The sequence below is a fragment of the Hydrogenophaga sp. genome (assembly GCF_031426985.1).
Lineage (GTDB): Bacteria > Pseudomonadota > Gammaproteobacteria > Burkholderiales > Burkholderiaceae_C > Hydrogenophaga.
Genome location: NZ_JASJOY010000225.1, coordinates 1 through 17,461 on the forward strand (window position 1 = coordinate 1; position 17,461 = coordinate 17,461).

The 17,461-nt window shown below is 68.1% G+C and carries 21 protein-coding genes and 1 tRNA gene; 16 read left to right on the plus strand and 6 right to left on the minus strand.

Translation table 11 applies throughout. The annotated features are described in order from the left end of the window. From RMP09_RS22690 to RMP09_RS22710, 5 genes are all read left to right on the plus strand, one after another. The coding region (locus RMP09_RS22690) for a cbb3-type cytochrome c oxidase subunit I (RefSeq protein WP_310568243.1) at positions 1–397 on the plus strand (397 nt) is incomplete at its 5' end. A 27-nt stretch (positions 398–424) separates the two neighbouring features. Next, entirely contained in the window at positions 425–535 is a 111-nt protein-coding gene (locus RMP09_RS22695; RefSeq protein ID WP_310568244.1) for a cytochrome oxidase small assembly protein, read from the plus strand. Between the two features lie 43 nt (positions 536–578). After that, on the plus strand, positions 579–1,187 hold the full coding sequence (locus RMP09_RS22700; protein WP_310568245.1) for a cytochrome c oxidase assembly protein: 609 nt from the start codon (positions 579–581) through the stop codon (positions 1,185–1,187). Beyond that, a complete protein-coding gene (locus RMP09_RS22705) occupies positions 1,184–1,390 on the plus strand; it encodes a DUF2970 domain-containing protein (protein ID WP_310568246.1) in 207 nt (68 codons plus the stop codon). The genes RMP09_RS22700 and RMP09_RS22705 overlap by 4 nt, the downstream gene beginning before the upstream one ends. 64 nt (positions 1,391–1,454) lie before the next feature. Continuing rightward, positions 1,455–2,336: a cytochrome c oxidase subunit 3 gene (locus RMP09_RS22710; RefSeq protein WP_310568247.1), complete on the plus strand. Its 882-nt coding sequence runs from the start codon at positions 1,455–1,457 to the stop codon at positions 2,334–2,336. Between the two features lie 93 nt (positions 2,337–2,429). Here RMP09_RS22710 and RMP09_RS22715 read toward each other — a convergent pair whose 3' ends face one another. Continuing rightward, entirely contained in the window at positions 2,430–2,753 is a 324-nt protein-coding gene (locus tag RMP09_RS22715) for a twin transmembrane helix small protein (RefSeq protein ID WP_310568248.1), read from the minus strand. Between RMP09_RS22715 and RMP09_RS22720 the strand changes: the two genes are divergently transcribed. From RMP09_RS22720 to RMP09_RS22740, 5 genes are read left to right on the plus strand one after another with little or no spacing between them, the layout of a single operon-like run. After that, entirely contained in the window at positions 2,752–3,504 is a 753-nt protein-coding gene (locus RMP09_RS22720) for an SURF1 family protein (protein WP_310568249.1), read from the plus strand. The genes RMP09_RS22715 and RMP09_RS22720 overlap by 2 nt on opposite strands. After that, complete coding sequence (locus RMP09_RS22725) at positions 3,485–4,189, plus strand: hypothetical protein (protein WP_310568250.1); 705 nt, start codon at positions 3,485–3,487, stop codon at positions 4,187–4,189. The genes RMP09_RS22720 and RMP09_RS22725 overlap by 20 nt, the downstream gene beginning before the upstream one ends. A gap of 16 nt (positions 4,190–4,205) precedes the next feature. After that, complete coding sequence (locus RMP09_RS22730; RefSeq protein ID WP_310568251.1) at positions 4,206–5,360, plus strand: COX15/CtaA family protein; 1,155 nt, start codon at positions 4,206–4,208, stop codon at positions 5,358–5,360. Beyond that, positions 5,360–6,268: a heme o synthase gene (gene cyoE, locus RMP09_RS22735; RefSeq protein WP_310568252.1), complete on the plus strand. Its 909-nt coding sequence runs from the start codon at positions 5,360–5,362 to the stop codon at positions 6,266–6,268. The genes RMP09_RS22730 and cyoE overlap by 1 nt, the downstream gene beginning before the upstream one ends. Further along, positions 6,265–6,870 carry an SCO family protein gene (locus RMP09_RS22740; protein ID WP_310568253.1) on the plus strand — a complete coding sequence of 202 codons (606 nt, stop codon included), beginning with the start codon at positions 6,265–6,267 and terminating at the stop codon, positions 6,868–6,870. The genes cyoE and RMP09_RS22740 overlap by 4 nt, the downstream gene beginning before the upstream one ends. Positions 6,871–6,935: 65 nt before the next feature. On the opposite strand, the gene RMP09_RS22745 is transcribed toward RMP09_RS22740, so the two are convergent. Further along, positions 6,936–7,904, minus strand: coding sequence for a tripartite tricarboxylate transporter substrate binding protein (locus RMP09_RS22745; protein ID WP_310568254.1), 969 nt, complete (start codon positions 7,902–7,904; stop codon positions 6,936–6,938). Then, complete coding sequence (locus RMP09_RS22750; RefSeq protein WP_310568255.1) at positions 7,901–8,929, minus strand: CDP-6-deoxy-delta-3,4-glucoseen reductase; 1,029 nt, start codon at positions 8,927–8,929, stop codon at positions 7,901–7,903. The genes RMP09_RS22745 and RMP09_RS22750 overlap by 4 nt, the downstream gene beginning before the upstream one ends. A gap of 86 nt (positions 8,930–9,015) precedes the next feature. On the opposite strand from RMP09_RS22750, the gene RMP09_RS22755 reads away from it, so the two are divergent. Continuing rightward, positions 9,016–9,936 carry an SDR family oxidoreductase gene (locus tag RMP09_RS22755; protein WP_310568256.1) on the plus strand — a complete coding sequence of 307 codons (921 nt, stop codon included), beginning with the start codon at positions 9,016–9,018 and terminating at the stop codon, positions 9,934–9,936. A gap of 167 nt (positions 9,937–10,103) precedes the next feature. Here RMP09_RS22755 and RMP09_RS22760 read toward each other — a convergent pair whose 3' ends face one another. Continuing rightward, positions 10,104–11,075: a calcium/sodium antiporter gene (locus tag RMP09_RS22760; RefSeq protein WP_310568257.1), complete on the minus strand. Its 972-nt coding sequence runs from the start codon at positions 11,073–11,075 to the stop codon at positions 10,104–10,106. Positions 11,076–11,151: 76 nt separating this feature from the next. On the opposite strand from RMP09_RS22760, the gene RMP09_RS22765 reads away from it, so the two are divergent. Then, positions 11,152–11,874, plus strand: coding sequence for a glycoside hydrolase family protein (locus RMP09_RS22765; protein ID WP_310568258.1), 723 nt, complete (start codon positions 11,152–11,154; stop codon positions 11,872–11,874). A gap of 3 nt (positions 11,875–11,877) precedes the next feature. Here the strand turns inward: RMP09_RS22765 and RMP09_RS22770 are convergent. Then, positions 11,878–11,964 (minus strand) — tRNA-Leu (locus RMP09_RS22770). Positions 11,965–12,006: 42 nt separating this feature from the next. Between RMP09_RS22770 and cysM the strand changes: the two genes are divergently transcribed. Genes cysM through RMP09_RS22790 form a run of 4 tightly spaced genes read left to right on the plus strand, consistent with a single transcriptional unit; the run spans position 12,007 to position 14,846 of the window. Then, complete coding sequence (gene cysM, locus RMP09_RS22775) at positions 12,007–12,909, plus strand: cysteine synthase CysM (protein ID WP_310568259.1); 903 nt, start codon at positions 12,007–12,009, stop codon at positions 12,907–12,909. Between the two features lie 4 nt (positions 12,910–12,913). Then, positions 12,914–13,468: an NUDIX hydrolase gene (locus tag RMP09_RS22780; RefSeq protein WP_310568260.1), complete on the plus strand. Its 555-nt coding sequence runs from the start codon at positions 12,914–12,916 to the stop codon at positions 13,466–13,468. A gap of 60 nt (positions 13,469–13,528) precedes the next feature. Further along, positions 13,529–13,756, plus strand: a complete 228-nt coding sequence (locus RMP09_RS22785; RefSeq protein WP_310568261.1) for a sulfurtransferase TusA family protein — start codon at positions 13,529–13,531, stop codon at positions 13,754–13,756. Positions 13,757–13,802: 46 nt separating this feature from the next. Then, positions 13,803–14,846: an NAD(P)-dependent oxidoreductase gene (locus RMP09_RS22790; protein WP_310568262.1), complete on the plus strand. Its 1,044-nt coding sequence runs from the start codon at positions 13,803–13,805 to the stop codon at positions 14,844–14,846. A 147-nt stretch (positions 14,847–14,993) separates the two neighbouring features. Here RMP09_RS22790 and RMP09_RS22795 read toward each other — a convergent pair. Further along, a partial coding sequence (locus RMP09_RS22795; protein ID WP_310568263.1) for a valine--tRNA ligase occupies positions 14,994–17,461 on the minus strand: 2,468 nt, incomplete at its 5' end.

Here is a 17,461-nt window from a genome sequence, read left to right on the forward strand (position 1 = left end):
CATCTACTACTGGCTGCCCAAGTGGACCGGCGTGATGTACAGCGAAACCCGCGGCAAGCTGCATTTCTGGTGGTCGATGATCTCCTTCAACATCACCTTCTTCCCCATGCACTTCCTGGGGCTGGCCGGTATGCCGCGTCGTTATGCCGACTACCCGATGCAGTTCGCCGACTTCAACGCCATCGCATCGGTGGGCGGCTTCGCCTTCGGTCTGGCCCAGGTGTACTTCTTCGTGTTCGTCGTCATTCCGGCCATGCGTGGTCAGGGTCCCAAGGCCGTGCAGAAGCCCTGGGAAGGCGCTGAAGGTCTGGAGTGGGAAGTCCCGTCGCCGGCGCCTTTCCACACCTTTGAAAACCCGCCCAAGCTCAACGCCACCGCCACCAAGGTGATCGGCTGATTCCGACACAACGCCATCCGTATCGCCATGACACCTGAACAAAAGAAAAACAACCTGCGCCTGGGGCTGGTCCTTGCCTCGGTCGCGCTGGTCTTCTTCGCGGGTTTTGTGGGCAAGATGGTGTTGCTGGGCGGCTGAGCCGGCCCCGCACATCTGCAACAGACACGGAACCGCTTCGTTCATGGCGCTGCAACGCGAAAACCTCAAGATGGTCGGCAAGCTCGGCGTGATCACGCTGGGCATGTTCGCCTTCGGCTACGCGCTGGTGCCCATGTACAAGGCCATCTGCGAAGCCACTGGCATCAACGTGCTGGCCATCGGCGAGCGCCAGGTCCCGGGCATCGCGGCCCAGATGCCGGCCAACACCCAGGTGGACGCTTCGCGCACCATCACGGTGGAGTTCGACGTCAACGTGCGTGGTCCCTGGCACTTCAAACCCGAGGTGCGCAGCCTGCAGGTGCACCCTGGCCAGCTGACCACGGTGATGTACGAGTTCCAGAACGTGCAGGACCGGACCATGGCCGCGCAGGCCATCCCGAGCTACGCCCCCAAGCAGGCGATGGCGCATTTCAACAAGCTGGAGTGTTTCTGCTTCACGCAGTACACGCTGGCCCCGGGTGAAAAGAAAGCCTGGCCGGTGGCCTTCGTCATCGACCCCAAGCTGCCCAAGGATGTGACCACGATCACCTTGTCCTACACCTTCTTCGAGGTGGGGGGGCCGGTGCCGGCGGCGCCACAAGACGTGGCGACCCGTGTGGCCGAGCCGGTCGCGGCCAAGGGGGCGGTGTGAACCAGCCCGTCCACCAACGCCATGGAAGCCTGTGGGGCACCATCAAGGCCGTGCTCTGGGGCTTCCTCGGCGTTCGCCGCCGCAGCGACTTCCAGGACGATGTCGCCAAGCTCAATCCCCTGCACCTGATGGTGGTGGGCGTGGCCATGGCCCTGCTTTTTGTCTTTGGCCTGATCCTTCTGGTCAACTGGGTGGTGAGCTGATCCGCCGCCCCTTCAACCCTTTCTGAATTTCCATTCAAACAAGCGCAAGCACTTAGGAGTGAGCATGTCAGCAGCAACACACGGCACGACGCCCTACTACTTCGTCCCCGGACCTTCGCGGCACCCGGTGATGGCGGCCATCGGCCTGTTCTTCGTGATCCTGGGCGCCGGTCAATGGGTCAATGGTGCCGATTGGGGCATGTATTCGCTGGCCTTTGGCCTGGCGTTCTGGGGCGTGGTGCTCTTCCAGTGGTTCCGCGACTCGGTGGCCGAGAGCGAAGGCGGGCTGTATGGGCACAAGATCGACCTGTCCTACCGCTGGAGCATGAGCTGGTTCATCTTCTCGGAAGTGATGTTCTTCGGCGCCTTCTTCACCGCGCTCTGGTGGGCCCGCACCCACTCGGTGCCGGCCCTGGGCAGCATCGAAAACGCGCTGATCTGGCCGGACTTCTCGGCTGTGTGGCCCAGCCTGCAGGCCGGTGCCACCGCCTCTCCGGCCGGCATCGTCGAGCCGTTCAAGACCATGGGCCCGTTCTGGTTGCCCACGATCAACACCGCTTTGCTGCTGACCTCGGGCGTGACGCTGACCATTGCCCACCATGCCCTGCAGGCCGGCAACCGTGGCAAGACCATCGCCTTCATGTGGCTGACGGTCATCCTCGGCATCACTTTCCTTTGTGTGCAAGGCTACGAATACGCACATGCCTACAGCGAATACAACCTCAAGCTGACCTCGGGCATCTTCGGTTCCACCTTCTTCCTGCTCACGGGCTTCCACGGCTTCCACGTGTTCGTCGGCATGCTGATGCTGCTGTTCATCACCTTGCGTCTGCAGAAGGGGCACTTCACCGCGCAGCGCCACTTCGGTTTTGAAGGTGCCGCCTGGTACTGGCACTTCGTGGACGTGGTGTGGCTCGGCCTGTACATCCTGGTCTACTGGATGTGAGGTGTCCGCGCGCTGGCGGTCCGATGCGGCCGCCTGCGTCGCCCACAAAAAAAGCGCCGATCGGCGCTTTTTTTGTGGGTGGTCGGGACGGGATCAGGGCTGCAGCGGCAGGCCGGTCGGCTGGATCCAGCCCATGCGGTAGCTGACCAACACAACCACGAACAGCAGGATGGAAAACCCCACGCGAAACGCCAGGGCCTTTGCCATGGGGTTCTTGCGTGGAGCGGCCTGATCGGCGTCCGCGTCGCCCGGGCCGCGCATCATGAACACCAAAGCCGCGGCCAAGCTGCCGACGATGGCAATGAACCCCACAATCACAAGATATGTCATGCCGCAATTATCGGGGGAATGAGCCTGGACGCCCCCGCCGAACATCTGCTGTGCCGCTGCGCCGACGCGCGCGAAGAGGCGTGGCATGAGAGCCCCCGAGGGGCGGTCGGCCCGTTTCTGGACCGTCACGCTGGCCACGCTGCTGACCATGGCGTTGACGGCTTCGCTGGGGGCCTGGCAGCTCTCCCGTGCCGCACAGAAGCGGGCGTTGCAGGACGGCATCGCCACCCAGGGCGCGCAGCCCGCCTGGACCCAGCGCGAACTGCTGGACAGCGCCCGCCCGGCCGACGCGGTGCACCGCTCGGTGAACCTGACCGGGCACTGGGTGGCGGGGGCCAACGTCTTCCTCGACAACCGCCCCATGGGCGGGCGCACGGGTTTTGTGCTGCTCACGCCGTTGCGGCTGAGGGGCAGCGAGCGCGCGGTGCTGGTGCAGCGGGGCTGGGTGCCGCGCGACTTCCAGGATCGCAACAAGCTGCCCGCGGTGCCGACCCCCACGGAAGAGGTGCAGGTGCAGGGCCGTTTGGCCCCGCCACCGAGCCAGCTATTTGAGCTGGGTGCGGGATCTCCAGGGGCGATCCGGCAAAATGTGGACCTGCCTGCGCTGGCCGGGGAGTGGCGGGTGCCGTTGCTGGAGGGGGTATCCGTCCTCCAGACCGGCCCGCTCGACACCGGCCTGCAACGCGACTGGCCACGCTTCGTTGGCGACGCCCACAAACACTACGGTTACGCCGTGCAATGGTTCGCCATGTGCGCGGTGGCTGCGGCCCTTTACCTCTGGTTCCAGATCTTTCTTCCGCGCTCCCGGCGCCGTACCCATGGCACAGACCCCCGATGAACCGCTGACGCTGACCGTGCACAGCCTGCCCGCACCGGAGCAGGCCGGCGGCAGCTTTGACGCCGCCAAGACCCGCGCCGGCCGCTGGAAGATGATCGCGCTGTTGCTGGTCAGTGCCTCGCCCGTGATCGCCTCGTACTTCACCTACTACGTGGTCCGTCCCGAAGGGCGCCGCAACTACGGCGAACTGATCAACCCCCAGCGTCCCTTGCCTGCTTTGGCGGGTGTGGACGCGCAGGGCCGCAGCGCGCCATTGACCGGCCTGAAGGACCAGTGGCTGCTCATCAGCGTGGCGGACTCGGCCTGCGACGAGCTGTGCCAGAAACACCTGTACCTGCAGCACCAGCTGCGCGAGGGTCTGGGCAAAGAGCGGGACCGGCTGGACTGGGTCTGGCTGCGCACAGACGCCCTGCGGCTGACCGAGCCCCTGAAGGCCGCCACCGCGGCGGCCACGGTGTTGCAGGTCGATGCCCAGGCCCTGGCCGGCTGGTTGCAGCCGGCCGCCGGGCAACGCCTGCAAGACCACCTGTACGTGGTCGACCCGATCGGCAACTGGATGATGCGTTTCCCCGCCAACGCCGATCCCAAGCAGATCAAGCGCGACCTCGATCGCCTGTTGCGTGCGTCCGCCTTCTGGGACAAGCCGGGCCGTCTGCCCGACGCCGCCCCGGCCGTGAGCGGCTGACCGGTTTTCTCGCGTCATGGACACCGTACAGCCTCTTTACGACTTCGCGCCGCTCGCCCGCATGATGTTGCTGGGCGCGGTCATCGCGCTGGGCCCACTGGCCTGGGTGTGGCTGCGCAACCGCCAGGCCCCGGCCGCGCAGCGCCTGCGCGTGCTCACGCTGCTCACGCTGTTCCTCACCTTCGACCTGGTGCTGTTCGGCGCCTTCACGCGCCTGACCGATTCGGGCCTGGGCTGCCCCGACTGGCCGGGCTGTTACGGCAGCGCCAGTCCGCTCGGGGCGCACGCCGACATCAGCGCCGCGCAGGAGGCGATGCCCACCGGCCCGGTAACGCATTCCAAGGCCTGGGTCGAGATGATCCACCGCTACCTGGCCACCGCGGTGGGCGTGCTCATCCTGGTGCTGGCCAGCGTCAGCTGGGTCGAACGCAAACGCCTGTCGGTCTCGCACTGGTGGCCCCTGGTCACGCTGTTCTGGGTCTGCCTTCAAGGGGCGTTCGGCGCGCTCACGGTGACCATGAAGCTGTTTCCCGCCATCGTCACCCTGCACCTGCTCGGTGGTCTGGTGCTGCTGGCGCTGCTGCGCGCGCAGGCCGCGGCCTACGCGCTGGCCGCTCCGGGCAGCCCGGGGCCGGTGCACCTGCACAACGGCACCCGCTTCGCGCTGGGCCTGGTCTATGCCCTGCTGTGGTTGCAGATCGCCCTGGGCGGCTGGGTCAGCACCAACTACGCGGTGCTCGCCTGCAGCGAATTCCCCACCTGCCAGGGTGGCTGGTGGCCCGACATGGACCTGCGCCACGGCTTTGCGCTCTGGCGCGAGCTGGGCATGGCCCACACCGGTGACGCGCTGCCCTTTGCCGCGCTCACCGCCATCCACTATGTGCACCGCCTGAGCGCCTACGCGGTGTTCATCGCGCTGGGCTGGCTGGCCTGGCGCCTCTGGGCCGCGCGCGAGACGCGGCCCACGGCACGCTGGATCGTCGCGCTGGCGCTGTGGCAGTTCCTCAGCGGCCTGAGCAACGTGGTGCTCGACTGGCCCCTGGTGGCCGCCGTCGCCCACACCGGCGGCGCCGCCGCGCTGGTGATCGTCCTGACCGGCGCCATCTTCGGCACCCGCACCGCCTACGACACCGTGAGCGCCTCCAAATTCAACATCTCCCGCCTGACCTGATGAGCTCCGCGCCCACTTCCACCGCCTTGCCCGCACCGTTGCCGGTCTGGCGCCAGTTCTATGCGCTGACCAAGCCGCGCGTGATCCAGCTCATCGTCTTCTGTGCCCTCATCGGCATGGTGCTGGCGGTGCCCGGCCTGCCCAGCGCGGCGCAGCTGCAGCTGGCGGCCATCGCCTGTTTCGGCATCTGGCTGGTGTCGGGCGCGGCGGCCGCGTTCAACTGCGTGGTCGAACAGCAGATCGACGCCAAGATGAAGCGCACCGCCTGGCGCCCCACCGCCAAAGGCCAGCTCAGCAACGTGCAGACGCTCAGCTTCTCGGCCCTGCTCTGTGCCATGGGTTCGGCCATCCTCTACATCTGGGTCAACCCACTGACCATGTGGCTGACCTTCGCCACCTTCGTCGGCTATGCGGTGATCTACACCGTGATCCTCAAGCCGCTGACGCCGCAGAACATCGTGATCGGCGGGGCATCGGGCGCCATGCCGCCGGTGTTGGGCTGGGCCGCCATGACTGGCGTGGTCTCGCCCGAGGCGCTGATCCTGTTCTTGATCATCTTCCTCTGGACGCCGCCGCACTTCTGGGCGCTGGCGCTGTACCGGGTGGAGGACTACCGCAAGTCCGGCCTGCCCATGCTGCCGGTCACACACGGGTCCGAGTTCACGCGGCTGCAGATCCTGCTCTACACCTTCGTGCTGTTCGCGGCCTGCCTCATGCCCTTCATCATGCGCATGAGCGGCTACTTCTACCTGGCGGTGGCGGTGGCCTTGTCCATCGGGTTCTGCGGCTATGCGTTTGTGCTCTGGCGCCACTATTCCGATGGCCTGGCCCGCAAGACCTTCCGTTTCTCGCTCATCCACCTGTCGCTGCTGTTCGCGGCGCTGCTCATCGACCACTACCTGCCATGAACACACTGCGCCGACTCACCGTGCTCGGGGGGCTGTGTGCGGCCCTGCTGTCGGGCTGCTCCGACAAACCCGCCGACGCCACCGCGTCGGGCTTTGCCAGCATCGACATCACCGGGGCCGACTACGCCACCGGCTTCCAGCTGACCGACCACAACGGCCAGCAGCGCACCCTGGCCGACTTCAAAGGCAAGGTGGTGGTGGTCTTCTTCGGCTACACCCAGTGCCCGGACGTGTGCCCCACCTCGCTGGGCGAGCTGGCCGAAGCCAAGCGCCTGCTGGGCGCCGACGGTGACAAGCTGCAGGGGCTGTTCGTGAGCGTGGACCCGGCGCGCGACACGCCGGAGGTGATGAAGCAGTACATGGCCAGTTTCGACCCCAGCTTCCTCGCGCTCTACACCACGGCCGACGGCCTGCCCGAGCTGGCCAAGCGCTTTCGCGTGTACTACAAGAAGGTCGACGGCCAGACCGCCACCAGCTACACCATGGACCACTCGGCCGGCAGCTACGTGTACGACACGCAGGGCCGCGTGCGCCTGTACACGCGCTACGGCAGCGGCGCCCCGGCGCTGGCGGGGGATGTGAAGAAACTGCTGGCCGAGTGAGGCCGCGGGCACCTCAGCAAAAACGGCACCCGAGGGTGCCGTTTTTGCTGGTGCGGTGGAGACGCTCAGTCGACCTGAGCACCGCTGAGTTTGACCAGCCGTTCGTACTTGGTGCGTTCCTTCTGCAGGAAGGCGCCGAAAGCCTGCGGCGTGCTTGGCGCGGGCTCGGCCATCAGGCGTGCGAACTTCACCTTCACGTCGGGCGAGTTCAGCGCCGCCGCAAACGCGCTGTGGAGCTTGGCCAGCGCGGCGTCCGGCGTGCCCGCGGGGGCGATCAGGCCCCACCAGGTGTCCACCTCGAAGCCCGGCAGGGTTTCGGCCAGGGCCGGCACCTCGGGCAGCACGCCACTGCGCTGGGCCGTGGTCACGGCCAGCGCCTTGAGCTTGCCCGCGCGGATGTTGGCCGCCGCCGTCGCCAGGTTGTCGATGTTGAAGTCCACCTGGCCCGAGAGCAGGCCCAGCTGTGCCGGGGCGCCACCGTTGTAGGGGATGTGCACCGCAAAGATGCCGGCCTGGCTCTTGAGCAGTTCACCGGCCAGGTGGCCGGCGCTGCCGTTGCCGCCCGAGCCGTAGTTGAGCTTGCCCGGGTGGGCCTTGGCGTACTTCAGCAGGTCGGCCAGGGTCTGGATGCCCAGGCGCTGGGCGGTCTCGGCGTTCATCACCAGCACGTTGGGCACGCGCAGCATCTGTGTGACGGGGGCGAAGTCCTTCACCGGGTCGTAGGGCAGCTTGCTGAACAGCCAGGGGTTGATGCCGTGCGACGCGGTGGTGGCAATGCCCAGGGTCAGGCCGTCGGGTGCGGCCTTGGCCACCGCGCTCACGCCGATGTTGCCGCCCGCGCCGGGCCGGTTTTCCACGATCACCGTGCCCAGCGCCGGCTTGACCGCCTCGGCCAGGATGCGCGCCGTCTGGTCGATGGGGCCACCGGCGCCGAAGGGCACGACGATGCGCGTGACCTTGTCGGACTGGGCCAGGGCGGGGCCCACCAGCAGAGCGGTGGCGGCAAGGGCGATGAGTTGGCGGCGGATGTTCACAGTTTGTCCTTTGCACTGGTGAAGGAATCGGCGAAGAAGGCCTCTTCGGGCAGGCCGGCGGCGAGGTATTCGCGCCGCGCCGACTCGACCACGATGGGCGCGCCGCAGGCGTACACCTCGTGACCCGAGAGGTCGGCAATGTCCTGCAGCACGGCGCTGTGCACAAAGCCCGTGCGGCCGGTCCAGCCGTCTTCGGGCAGGGCGTCGCTGACCACCGGCACATAGCGCAGCAGGGGCATCACGCCCAGCTGCGCCTCGATCCAGGCGGCCTGGTACAGGTCGGCCGGGCGGCGGCCGCCCCAGTACAGCGTGACCGGGCGGGTGTTGCCCGTGTGCGCCATGTGTTCCAGGATGGCCTTGACCGGCGCGAAGCCCGTGCCCGAGGCCAGCAGCACGATGGGCTTGTCGCTGTCCTCGCGCAGGTAGAAGCTGCCGTACGGCCCTTCGATGCGCAGGATGTCCTTCTCCTTCATCGTGCCGAACACCTGGTCGGTGAACTTGCCGCCAGGCATGTGGCGGATGTGCAGCTCCATCTGCGGGCCGGCCGCCTGGGTGTGCGGCGCGTTCGCCATGGAATAGCTGCGGCGGTCGCCATCGCGCAGCAGGAACTCCACGTACTGGCCCGCGTGGTACTGGAAGGCGTCCGCCGCCGGCAGCTGCAGGCGCAGCACGATCACGTCGTGCGAAGCGCGCTCCAGGCCGCTCACGCGCACCGGCATCTTCTTGATCGGGAAGGCGCCGGCCTCGGTGACCTGGCGCGATTCGAGCACCACGTCGCTGTGCGCCGTGCCGCAACAGGTCAGCACATAGCCCGCGGCTTCCTCGGCCTCGCTCAGGGCCTTGGCCTGGTGCGGGCCGTGGCTCACGCTGCCGCTGACCAGCTTGCACTTGCAGGAGCCGCAAGCGCCGTCCTTGCAGCCATAGGGCAGGCCAATGCCCTGGCGGATGCCGGCGGCGAGCAGGGTTTCGGTGGTTTGTGCCTGGAACGCGCGCCCGCTGGGCTGCACGGTGATGGTGAATGTCATACTGGCTGGACGAGTGAAGATGGCCGCGAGAGTGGGCCCTGAGGTCCGCGACGGCGGACATCGATTGTCTCAAATCCCTTTCTGACATGAATCTGCTGGGTGCTTTGCCCGCGCGCTTCCGGCGCGAACGGGTGTTGATCGTGGGCTGTGGCGACGTCGGGCAGCGCGCCGCACGCGAACTGGGCGGCGGTCGCCGGGTGCGCCTGCTGGCGCTGACCTCCGACGCCGGGCGCCGCGCCGAACTGCGGGCGCAGGGCATCACGCCCCTGCTGGGCAACCTGGACGCGCCGGCCACGCTGCAGCGCCTGGCCGGTCTGGGCACGCGGGTGCTGCACCTGGCACCGCCGCCCTCGGGCGATGGCCAGGACTGGCGCCTGGACACCCGCACCCGCGCCCTGGTGCACGCGCTGTGGCGCCGCGGCGCGCCGGCCAGCCTGGTCTACGGCTCCACCAGCGGGGTCTACGGCGACTGTGGCGGTCGCTGGGTCAGCGAGGCCACCCCCACGCAACCGCTGACCCCGCGCGCCTGGCGCCGGGTCGATGCCGAAGCCACGCTGCGCTGGTTCGGGCGCATCACCGGCAGCCGCAGCACGGTGCTGCGCATTCCCGGCATCTACGCACCCGACCGCACCGGCGGCACGCCGCGCGACCGCCTGCAGCGCGGCACGCCGGTGCTGCGCAGCGAAGACGACGTCTACACCAACCACATCCACGCCGACGACCTGGCACGCGCCTGCGTGCTCGCGCTCTGGCGCGCGCGGCCGCAGCGCGTGGTCAACGTGACCGACGACACCGAACTCAAGATGGGCGACTACTTCGATCTGGCGGCCGACCTGTACGGCTTGCCGCGGCCGCCGCGCATCGCGCGCGACGCCGCGGGCGACCAGTTGCCCCTGGTGCTGCTGAGCTTCATGAGCGAATCGCGCCGCCTGCACAACCAGCGCATGAAAGCCGAGCTGGGCTTGCGCCTGCGCTACCCCACGGTGGCCGAGGGCCTGCGCGCCTGACCTGGAGCCGCGAGCCGCGTCAGCGGCGGATGCTTGGGGGCTCGGACAGGCCAGCCGCCGGGTCGCTCACAAGGCAGGCCCAGCCCCACGGACCCGGAAAGGACCGGGTCCCTTCCCGGTCCTGGGGCAGCGACCCGCGCAGCGGCGGAGCGTGGGGGCTCCAGCTCTTATCCAGGCCCCGAGGTGACGATGATCGCCAGCGCGTGCAGCAGGTACACCGCCACCAGCGCGCGGCCGGTGGTGTGGCCCAGGCGGGTGGGTTGGCGCTCGTCCCGGCCTCGCAGATAGAGCACCAGTGCCAGGCCCGCCATCACCGGCAGGTCGCGCCACAACACGGCGGTGTCCACGTCCAGCGGTTCGATCAGGCCGGCCAGGCCGGCCACCGCCAGCGTGTTGAACAGGCCCGCGCCCACCACATGGCCCAGCGCGATGTCGTCCTCACCCTTGCGGGCGGCGGCCACACAGGTGGCCAGGCTGGGCAGGGTGATGCCCAGGGCCACCACACCCAGGCCCAGGGTCAGGTCGCTGACGCCCAGGCCCAGGGCCACCTCCACTGCGCCCCACACCAGCAGCGCCGCGCCGGTGGCCAGCACCAGCAGGGCCAGCAGAATCCGCCGCACCGCGTGGCCGGTGCCCAGCGGGTGGGTGTGCAGTTCGAGCGCGGTTTCTTCCGCCAGGGCGTCGGGCTCGCTGCGGCGCGATTGCCGCCACGACCAGACCAGCAGCGCCACGAAGCCGGCCAGCAGCAGCGCCGCGTCCAGGCGCGAGAGCACGCCGTCCCACAGCAGCAGGCCGGTCAGCACCGTGGCGGCCAGCAGCAGGGGCAGTTCGCGGTGCAGCACCGGCGAGCGGGCGCTGATGGGGCGCACCAGCACCGTCACACCCAGCACCAGCGACAGGCCCACGATGTTGGCGCCCCAGGCGCTGCCCAGTGCCAGTGCCGGGTGGCCGTGCCAGGCGGCGGCGGTGGCCACCGCCAGCTCGGCCGACGAGGAGCCAAAGCCCACCACCACCAGCCCCACCAGCAGCGGCGAGAGTTGTGCATGGCGGGCCAGGGCCACCGCACCTTCGAGCAGCCGGTCGGCGGACCACACCAGCAGCAACAGACCGGTCAGCAGGGCGGGGAGGGCAAGCAGCATGGGACGCGGTGCGCGGGCGGCGTGTTGGACAATGCGGCCATTGTGTCAGCACCACGCTGTCCGTTTGCCGAGCCCCATGCCGCTGTCCCTGCCCACCGAAACGCCACCGCCGCCCAGTGCCTTCTGGGACTCGCCCTGGCGCGCCCGTGTGGCCCTGCCGCTGGTGGCCGTGCTGCTGATGTTGCTGCTGCTCTGGCTGTGGCGCCCCTGGCTGCTGCTGCCGGGCACCCAGCCCCTGGTGATGGGCGGTGGCGATCCCTACCTGCGCGCGCTCATGCGCACCATCTCGGCCAGTGAATCGAACGTGCTGCGGCCCTACCACGTGGTCTACGGCGGCGAATACGTGGGCACGCTGGAGCGGCACCCCAACCGCTGTGAAGCCATCGGCCAGGGGCCCAACCGGGGCAATTGCTCCACCGCTGCGGGCCGCTACCAGCTGCTCTACAGCACCTGGCTGGAACTGGCCGCGCGCTACCACCCGCAGCGCACTGGCGACGCGCTGGACGCCACGGGTCTGAGCTTTGCGCCGGTCTACCAGGACGCCGTGGTGCATGCCTGGCTGCAGGAAGGGCGCTGGGGCAATGTGTCGGCGCAGTTGCGGCAAGGGCGCGTCCAGCCGGTGCTGCGCCGCCTCTCGGGCACCTGGACCAGCCTGGGCTACGGCATCGAGAACAACAGCATGAGCCGCGAGTTGCCCAAGGTGTACCAGCGCTTGCTTCAGGAGGAGTTGCAGGCGGCCGGTGAACCAGCCGACGACACCAAAACAAAAGGCCGTGCAGCAGGTGCTGCACGGCCTTGAATGTGGTGCCCGGGGTCGGACTCGAACCGACACACCATCTCTGGCGGGGGATTTTGAATCCCCTGCGTCTACCGATTTCGCCACCCGGGCGGGTGTCTTGGAAGAGCTCGAAATTATGGCACAGTGGTGTGCATGAATTACCCGACCATTGAAGACGCCATCGGCCACACCCCGCTGGTGGCCCTGCAACGCATCGGTGCCGAGGCCAACCGCACGCGCGGCAACGTGGTGCTGGGCAAGCTCGAAGGCAACAACCCGGCCGGTTCGGTGAAAGACCGGCCCGCGCTGTCCATGATCCAGCGCGCGCAGGAGCGTGGCGACATCCGGCCCGGTGACACCCTGATCGAAGCGACCTCGGGCAACACCGGCATTGCGCTGGCGATGGCCGCGGCCATCAAGGGCTACCGCATGGTGCTGATCATGCCGGAGGACCTGTCCATCGAACGCGCCCAGACCATGAAGGCCTTCGGTGCCGAACTCATCCTCACGCCCAAGAGCGGGGGCATGGAGTACGCACGCGACCTGGCCGACAAGATGGAAAAAGAGGGCAAGGGCCGCGTGCTCGACCAGTTCGCCAACGCCGACAACCCGCGCATCCACTACGAAACCACGGGGCCGGAGCTGTGGGAGCAGACCGGCGGGCGCATCACCCACTTCGTCAGCGCCATGGGCACCACCGGCACCATCACCGGCGTCTCGCGTTTCCTCAAAGAGAAGAACCCGGCCATCCGCATCATCGGTGCCCAGCCCAGCGAGGGCTCGCGCATCCCCGGCATCCGCAAGTGGCCGCAGGAATACCTGCCCAAGATCTACGACCCGAGCGCGGTGGACGAGCTGGTCTATGTGAGCCAGTCCGATGCCGAGGACATGTGCCGCCGCCTGGCGCGCGAAGAGGGCATCTTCGGCGGGATTTCCGCCGCCGGCGCCTGCTGGGTGGCGCAGCAGATCGCCGCGCAGGTGGAGCACGCGACCATCGCCTTCGTCGTCTGCGACCGGGGCGATCGCTACCTGTCCACCGGCGTGTTTCCGGCCTGATCGCATGGCGGCCGACTACCGCTTCTGCCCCTGCTGCGCGGCGCCGCTGGCGCTGACCGTGGCGCAGGAGGACGGCGGGCCGAAGCAGCGCCTGCGCTGCACGGCCTGCGACTTCACCCACTGGAACAACCCCACGCCGGTGCTGGCCGCCATCGTCGAACTGGATGGGCGCGTGCTGCTGGCGCGCAACGCGGCCTGGCAGACCCGCATGTTCGGCCTGATCACCGGCTTCATGGAAGCGGGTGAGACGCCGGAGGAAGGCATCCGCCGCGAGATCGCCGAAGAAACCGGCCTGCGCACCACCGCGCTGAGCCTGGTGGGGGTGCACGATTTCCAGCGCATGAACCAGGTGCTCATCACCTACCACGCCCAGGCCGAGGGCACGGTGACCCTGTCGCCCGAACTACTGGAATACAAACTGTTCGAGCCGGCGCAGGTGCGGTGCTGGCGCGCGGGCACCGGCTTTGCGCTGGCCGACTGGCTGCGTTCGCGCGGCATCGAACCGACGTTCATGGACGCGCTGCCGTCCGACCCAGCGCCAGGTCCGGCCACCGCTTGAAGCGGCCGGGGTTTTCGTGGCGCGCATAGAATTCGGAACCAACAGGACACACCCCAACCCATGAACGCCGACAAAGAACTCGATTGCCGCGGCCTGAACTGCCCCCTGCCCATCCTCAAGGCCAAGAAGGCCCTGGCCGAGATGCACAGCGGTCAGACGCTGTGTGTGATTTCCACCGACGCCGGTTCGGTGCGCGATTTCCAGGCCTTTGCCAAGCAGACCGGCAACGAGCTGGTGTCGCAACAGACCGCGGGCAGCGAACACTTCACCGTTCTCAAGCGCCGCTGATGGCGGTGGCCGGCCGTCCGCACATCGCTTCGGCCGTTCGCGCTCCATGGAAGTCCTGCTGATCGATCCCCTGGTGCCCGAAGCCCTGCAGTGGCTGCAGGAGCGGCACGAGGTCACGTTCCGCCCCGAGCTGGGCGACGATCCGATCGAACTGCGCAAAGCCACCTACAAAACCCGCGCCATCGTGCTGCCGCCGCACGTGATCGTGTCGCAGGAGTTCCTGGACTTTTCGCCCAAGCTGGAACTGGTCGCGCGCATGCAGATCTCCAGCGACAACACCGACCTGGACGCCTGCGCCAAGCGCAACGTGCGTGTGGTGCAGGCGCGCAGCGCCACGGTGCGGTCCAACGCCGAATACCTGCTGTACGGCCTGCTCATGCTCTACCGCCGCGGCATGGTCAGCGCCCTGCTGGGGCGCAAGATCTCGCAGGTGCGCATGGGCCGCGAGCTGTGCGGCAGCACCGTGGGCCTGCTGGGGCTGGCGCCGGTGGCCCACACCCTGGCGCCCATGCTCAAGGGGCTGGGCGTGCGCCTGGTGGGCTACGACCCGGCGGTGCACCACGCCGCCCCCATCTGGGACAAGCTGGGTGTCGAGCCGGTGTCGCTGCACGAACTGCTGGGCCGTTCCGATGCGGTGTCGCTGCAGGTGGTCTACGCCTCGCGCTTCAAGGGCTGGCTCAACGAGCGGGTGCTCAACCATTGCAAGCCCGGCCAGCTGTGGGTGGGCGTGAGCCGCAGTTCGCTGTTTGAACCCGAGGCGCTGGCGCTGGCCCTGACCGATGGTCGCATCGACGCCTGCCTGCTCGACGGTGCGAGCCCGACCTTCGCCGCCGAAGGCACGCCCTTGTACGGCATTCCCAACCTGCACCTGACGCCGCGCCTGGGCTCGCACACCCGCGAGGCCAAGCTGCGCGCCAGCTGGTACGTGGCGCACCGCATCCACGAAACGCTGTCGCCCATGACCGCCCAGGCCGAGGCCAAAGTCAGCGACTTCTCGGTGCTCGACAGCCTGGAGTATTCGACCGATCAGGAAGACGACCCGCAGGCGCTCACCGCCTCGCAGTGGGGGGCGTTGTCGATGCGGCGGTGAAGTAGCCCCCCCCGGCGCCGCCTGCGGCGTCACCCCCCAGGGGGCGCCAGCAGCGGCCCGGCGGAGCCGGTTCCGCGCTGGCTCTGGACCGAGCGGCACGCTGGGCCGACGTGCAGCCCCCCGCGGCCTCTTGCTAGCGGATGACGTTCAGTTGCCCAGCCGCGCCAGCTGCTCGCGCACCTTGGCCAGGGTCGCGCCGAAGTCGGCCACACGCTTGCGTTCCTGCTCCAGCACCGCGGCCGGCGCCTTGGCCACAAAGGCTTCGTTGGCCAGCTTGGTGTTGGCCTTGGTGATCTCGCCTTCCAGGCGCGTGGCTTCCTTGCTCAGGCGGGCTTTTTCGGCGGCGACGTCGATTTCCATGAACAGGCACAGACGCGCCTCGCCGACCACCGCCACCGGGGCGGCTTGTGCCGCGGCGGCCCAGGCAGCCTCGTCGGTGAACACCTTCACTTCGCTCAGCTTGGCCAGGCCTTGCAGGGCCGCGGCGTTGGCCTGCATGAAGGCGGTGTCGCCCACCACGTAGAGCGGCAAACGGGTCGCGGGGGACACGTTCATCTCGCCGCGCAACGTGCGGCAGGCGTCGACCAGTCCCTTGAGCTTGGCGACCTGGGCCTCGGCGGCTTCGTCGATGCGCTCGGGCTGGCTCACCGGATAGGCGGCCACGCTCACCGACGGCCCCGCACGGCCGGCCACGGGGGCCACCTTCTGCCACAGCTCTTCGGTGATGAACGGGATGACCGGGTGGGCCAGGCGCAGGATGGTCTCCAGCGTGCGGATCAGGGTGCGGCGGGTGGCGCGCTGCTGCGCTTCGTTGCCGGTGTTGATCTGCACCTTGGCGATTTCCAGGTACCAGTCGCAGAACTCGTTCCAGACGAAGTCGTAGACCGTGTTGGCCACGTTGTCCAGCCGGTACTCGGCAAAGCCCTGGGCCACCTCGGCCTCGACGCGCTGCAGCTTGGAGACGATCCAGCGGTCGGCCTGGCTGAAGTCCAGGTAGCCGCCGCCGGGAACGCAGGCCGCCGCCGCGTGTTCGGACAGGCCGCAGTCCTGGCCTTCGCAGTTCATCAGCGTGAAGCGGGTGGCGTTCCAGAGCTTGTTGCAGAAGTTGCGGTAGCCCTCGCAGCGCTTGCTGTCGAAGTTGATGCTGCGGCCCAGTGAGGCCAGCGCCGCGAAGGTGAAGCGCAGCGCGTCGGCGCCGTAGGCCGGGATGCCGTCGGGGAATTCCTTCTCGGTCTGCTTGCGCACCTTGGGTGCTGTCTCGGGCTTGCGCAGGCCGGTGGTGCGCTTGTCCAGCAGCGGCGCGAGCGAGATGCCGTCGATCAGGTCCACCGGGTCGAGCACGTTGCCTTCGGACTTGCTCATCTTCTGGCCCTGCGCGTCGCGCACCAGGCCGTGGATGTAGACGTCCTTGAACGGCACGCGGCCGGTGAAGTGGGTGGTCATCATGATCATCCGGGCGACCCAGAAGAAGATGATGTCGTAGCCCGTGACCAGCACGCTGCTGGGCAGGTAGAGGCTGTAGTCGTCGGTGGCGGCGTCGGTCTGGTTCGGCCAGCCCATGGTGCTGAAGGGCACGAGCGCCGAGGAGTACCAGGTGTCGAGCACGTCGGGGTCGCGCGTGAGCGTCTTGCCGGCGCCGGCCAGGGCCTGTGCCTCGGCTTCGTTGCGCGCCACGTAGACCTGGCCCTGCTCGTCGTACCAGGCCGGGATCTGGTGGCCCCACCAGAGCTGGCGGCTGATGCACCAGTCCTGGATGTTGTTCATCCACTGGTTGTAGGTGTTGACCCAGTTCTCGGGCACGAACTTCACCTGGCCCGACTGCACGGCGGCGATCGCCTTGTCGGCGATCGAGATGCCGCTGGTGTTGTGCTCGTTGCCTTTGCTGGTCATGGCCACGAACCACTGGTCGGTCAGCATGGGCTCGATCACCTGGCCGGTGCGGGCGCAGCGCGGCACCATCAGCTTGTGCTTCTTGACTTCGACCAGCAGGCCGGCGGCTTCGAGGTCGGCCACGACCTGCTTGCGCGCGACGAAACGGTCCAGGCCGCGGTATTTTTCGGGCGCGTTGTCGTTGATGGTGGCGTTGAGGTGCAGCACGCCGATGATGGGCAGCTGGTGGCGCTGGCCAACGGCGTAGTCGTTCGCGTCGTGCGCGGGCGTGACCTTGACCACGCCGGTGCCGAAGGAGCGGTCCACGTACTCGTCGGCGATCACCGGGATCTCGCGGTCGCACAGCGGCAGCTTGACGTACTGGCCGATCAGCGCGCTGTAGCGTTCGTCCTCGGGGTGGACCATCACGGCCACGTCACCCAGCAGGGTTTCGGGGCGGGTGGTGGCCACGGTCAGGTGGCCGCTGCCGTTGACCAGCGGGTAGGCGATGTGCCAGAGCGAGCCGTCTTCTTCTTCGCTCTCCACTTCCAGGTCGGACACGGCCGACATCAGGATCGGGTCCCAGTTCACCAGGCGCTTGCCGCGGTAGATCAGCCCCTGCTGGAACAGCTTCACGAAGGTCTCGGTCACCACGGTCGACAGCTTCTCGTCCATGGTGAAGTACTCGCGCGTCCAGTCCACGCTGTCGCCCATGCGGCGCATCTGGGTGGTGATGGTGTTGCCGC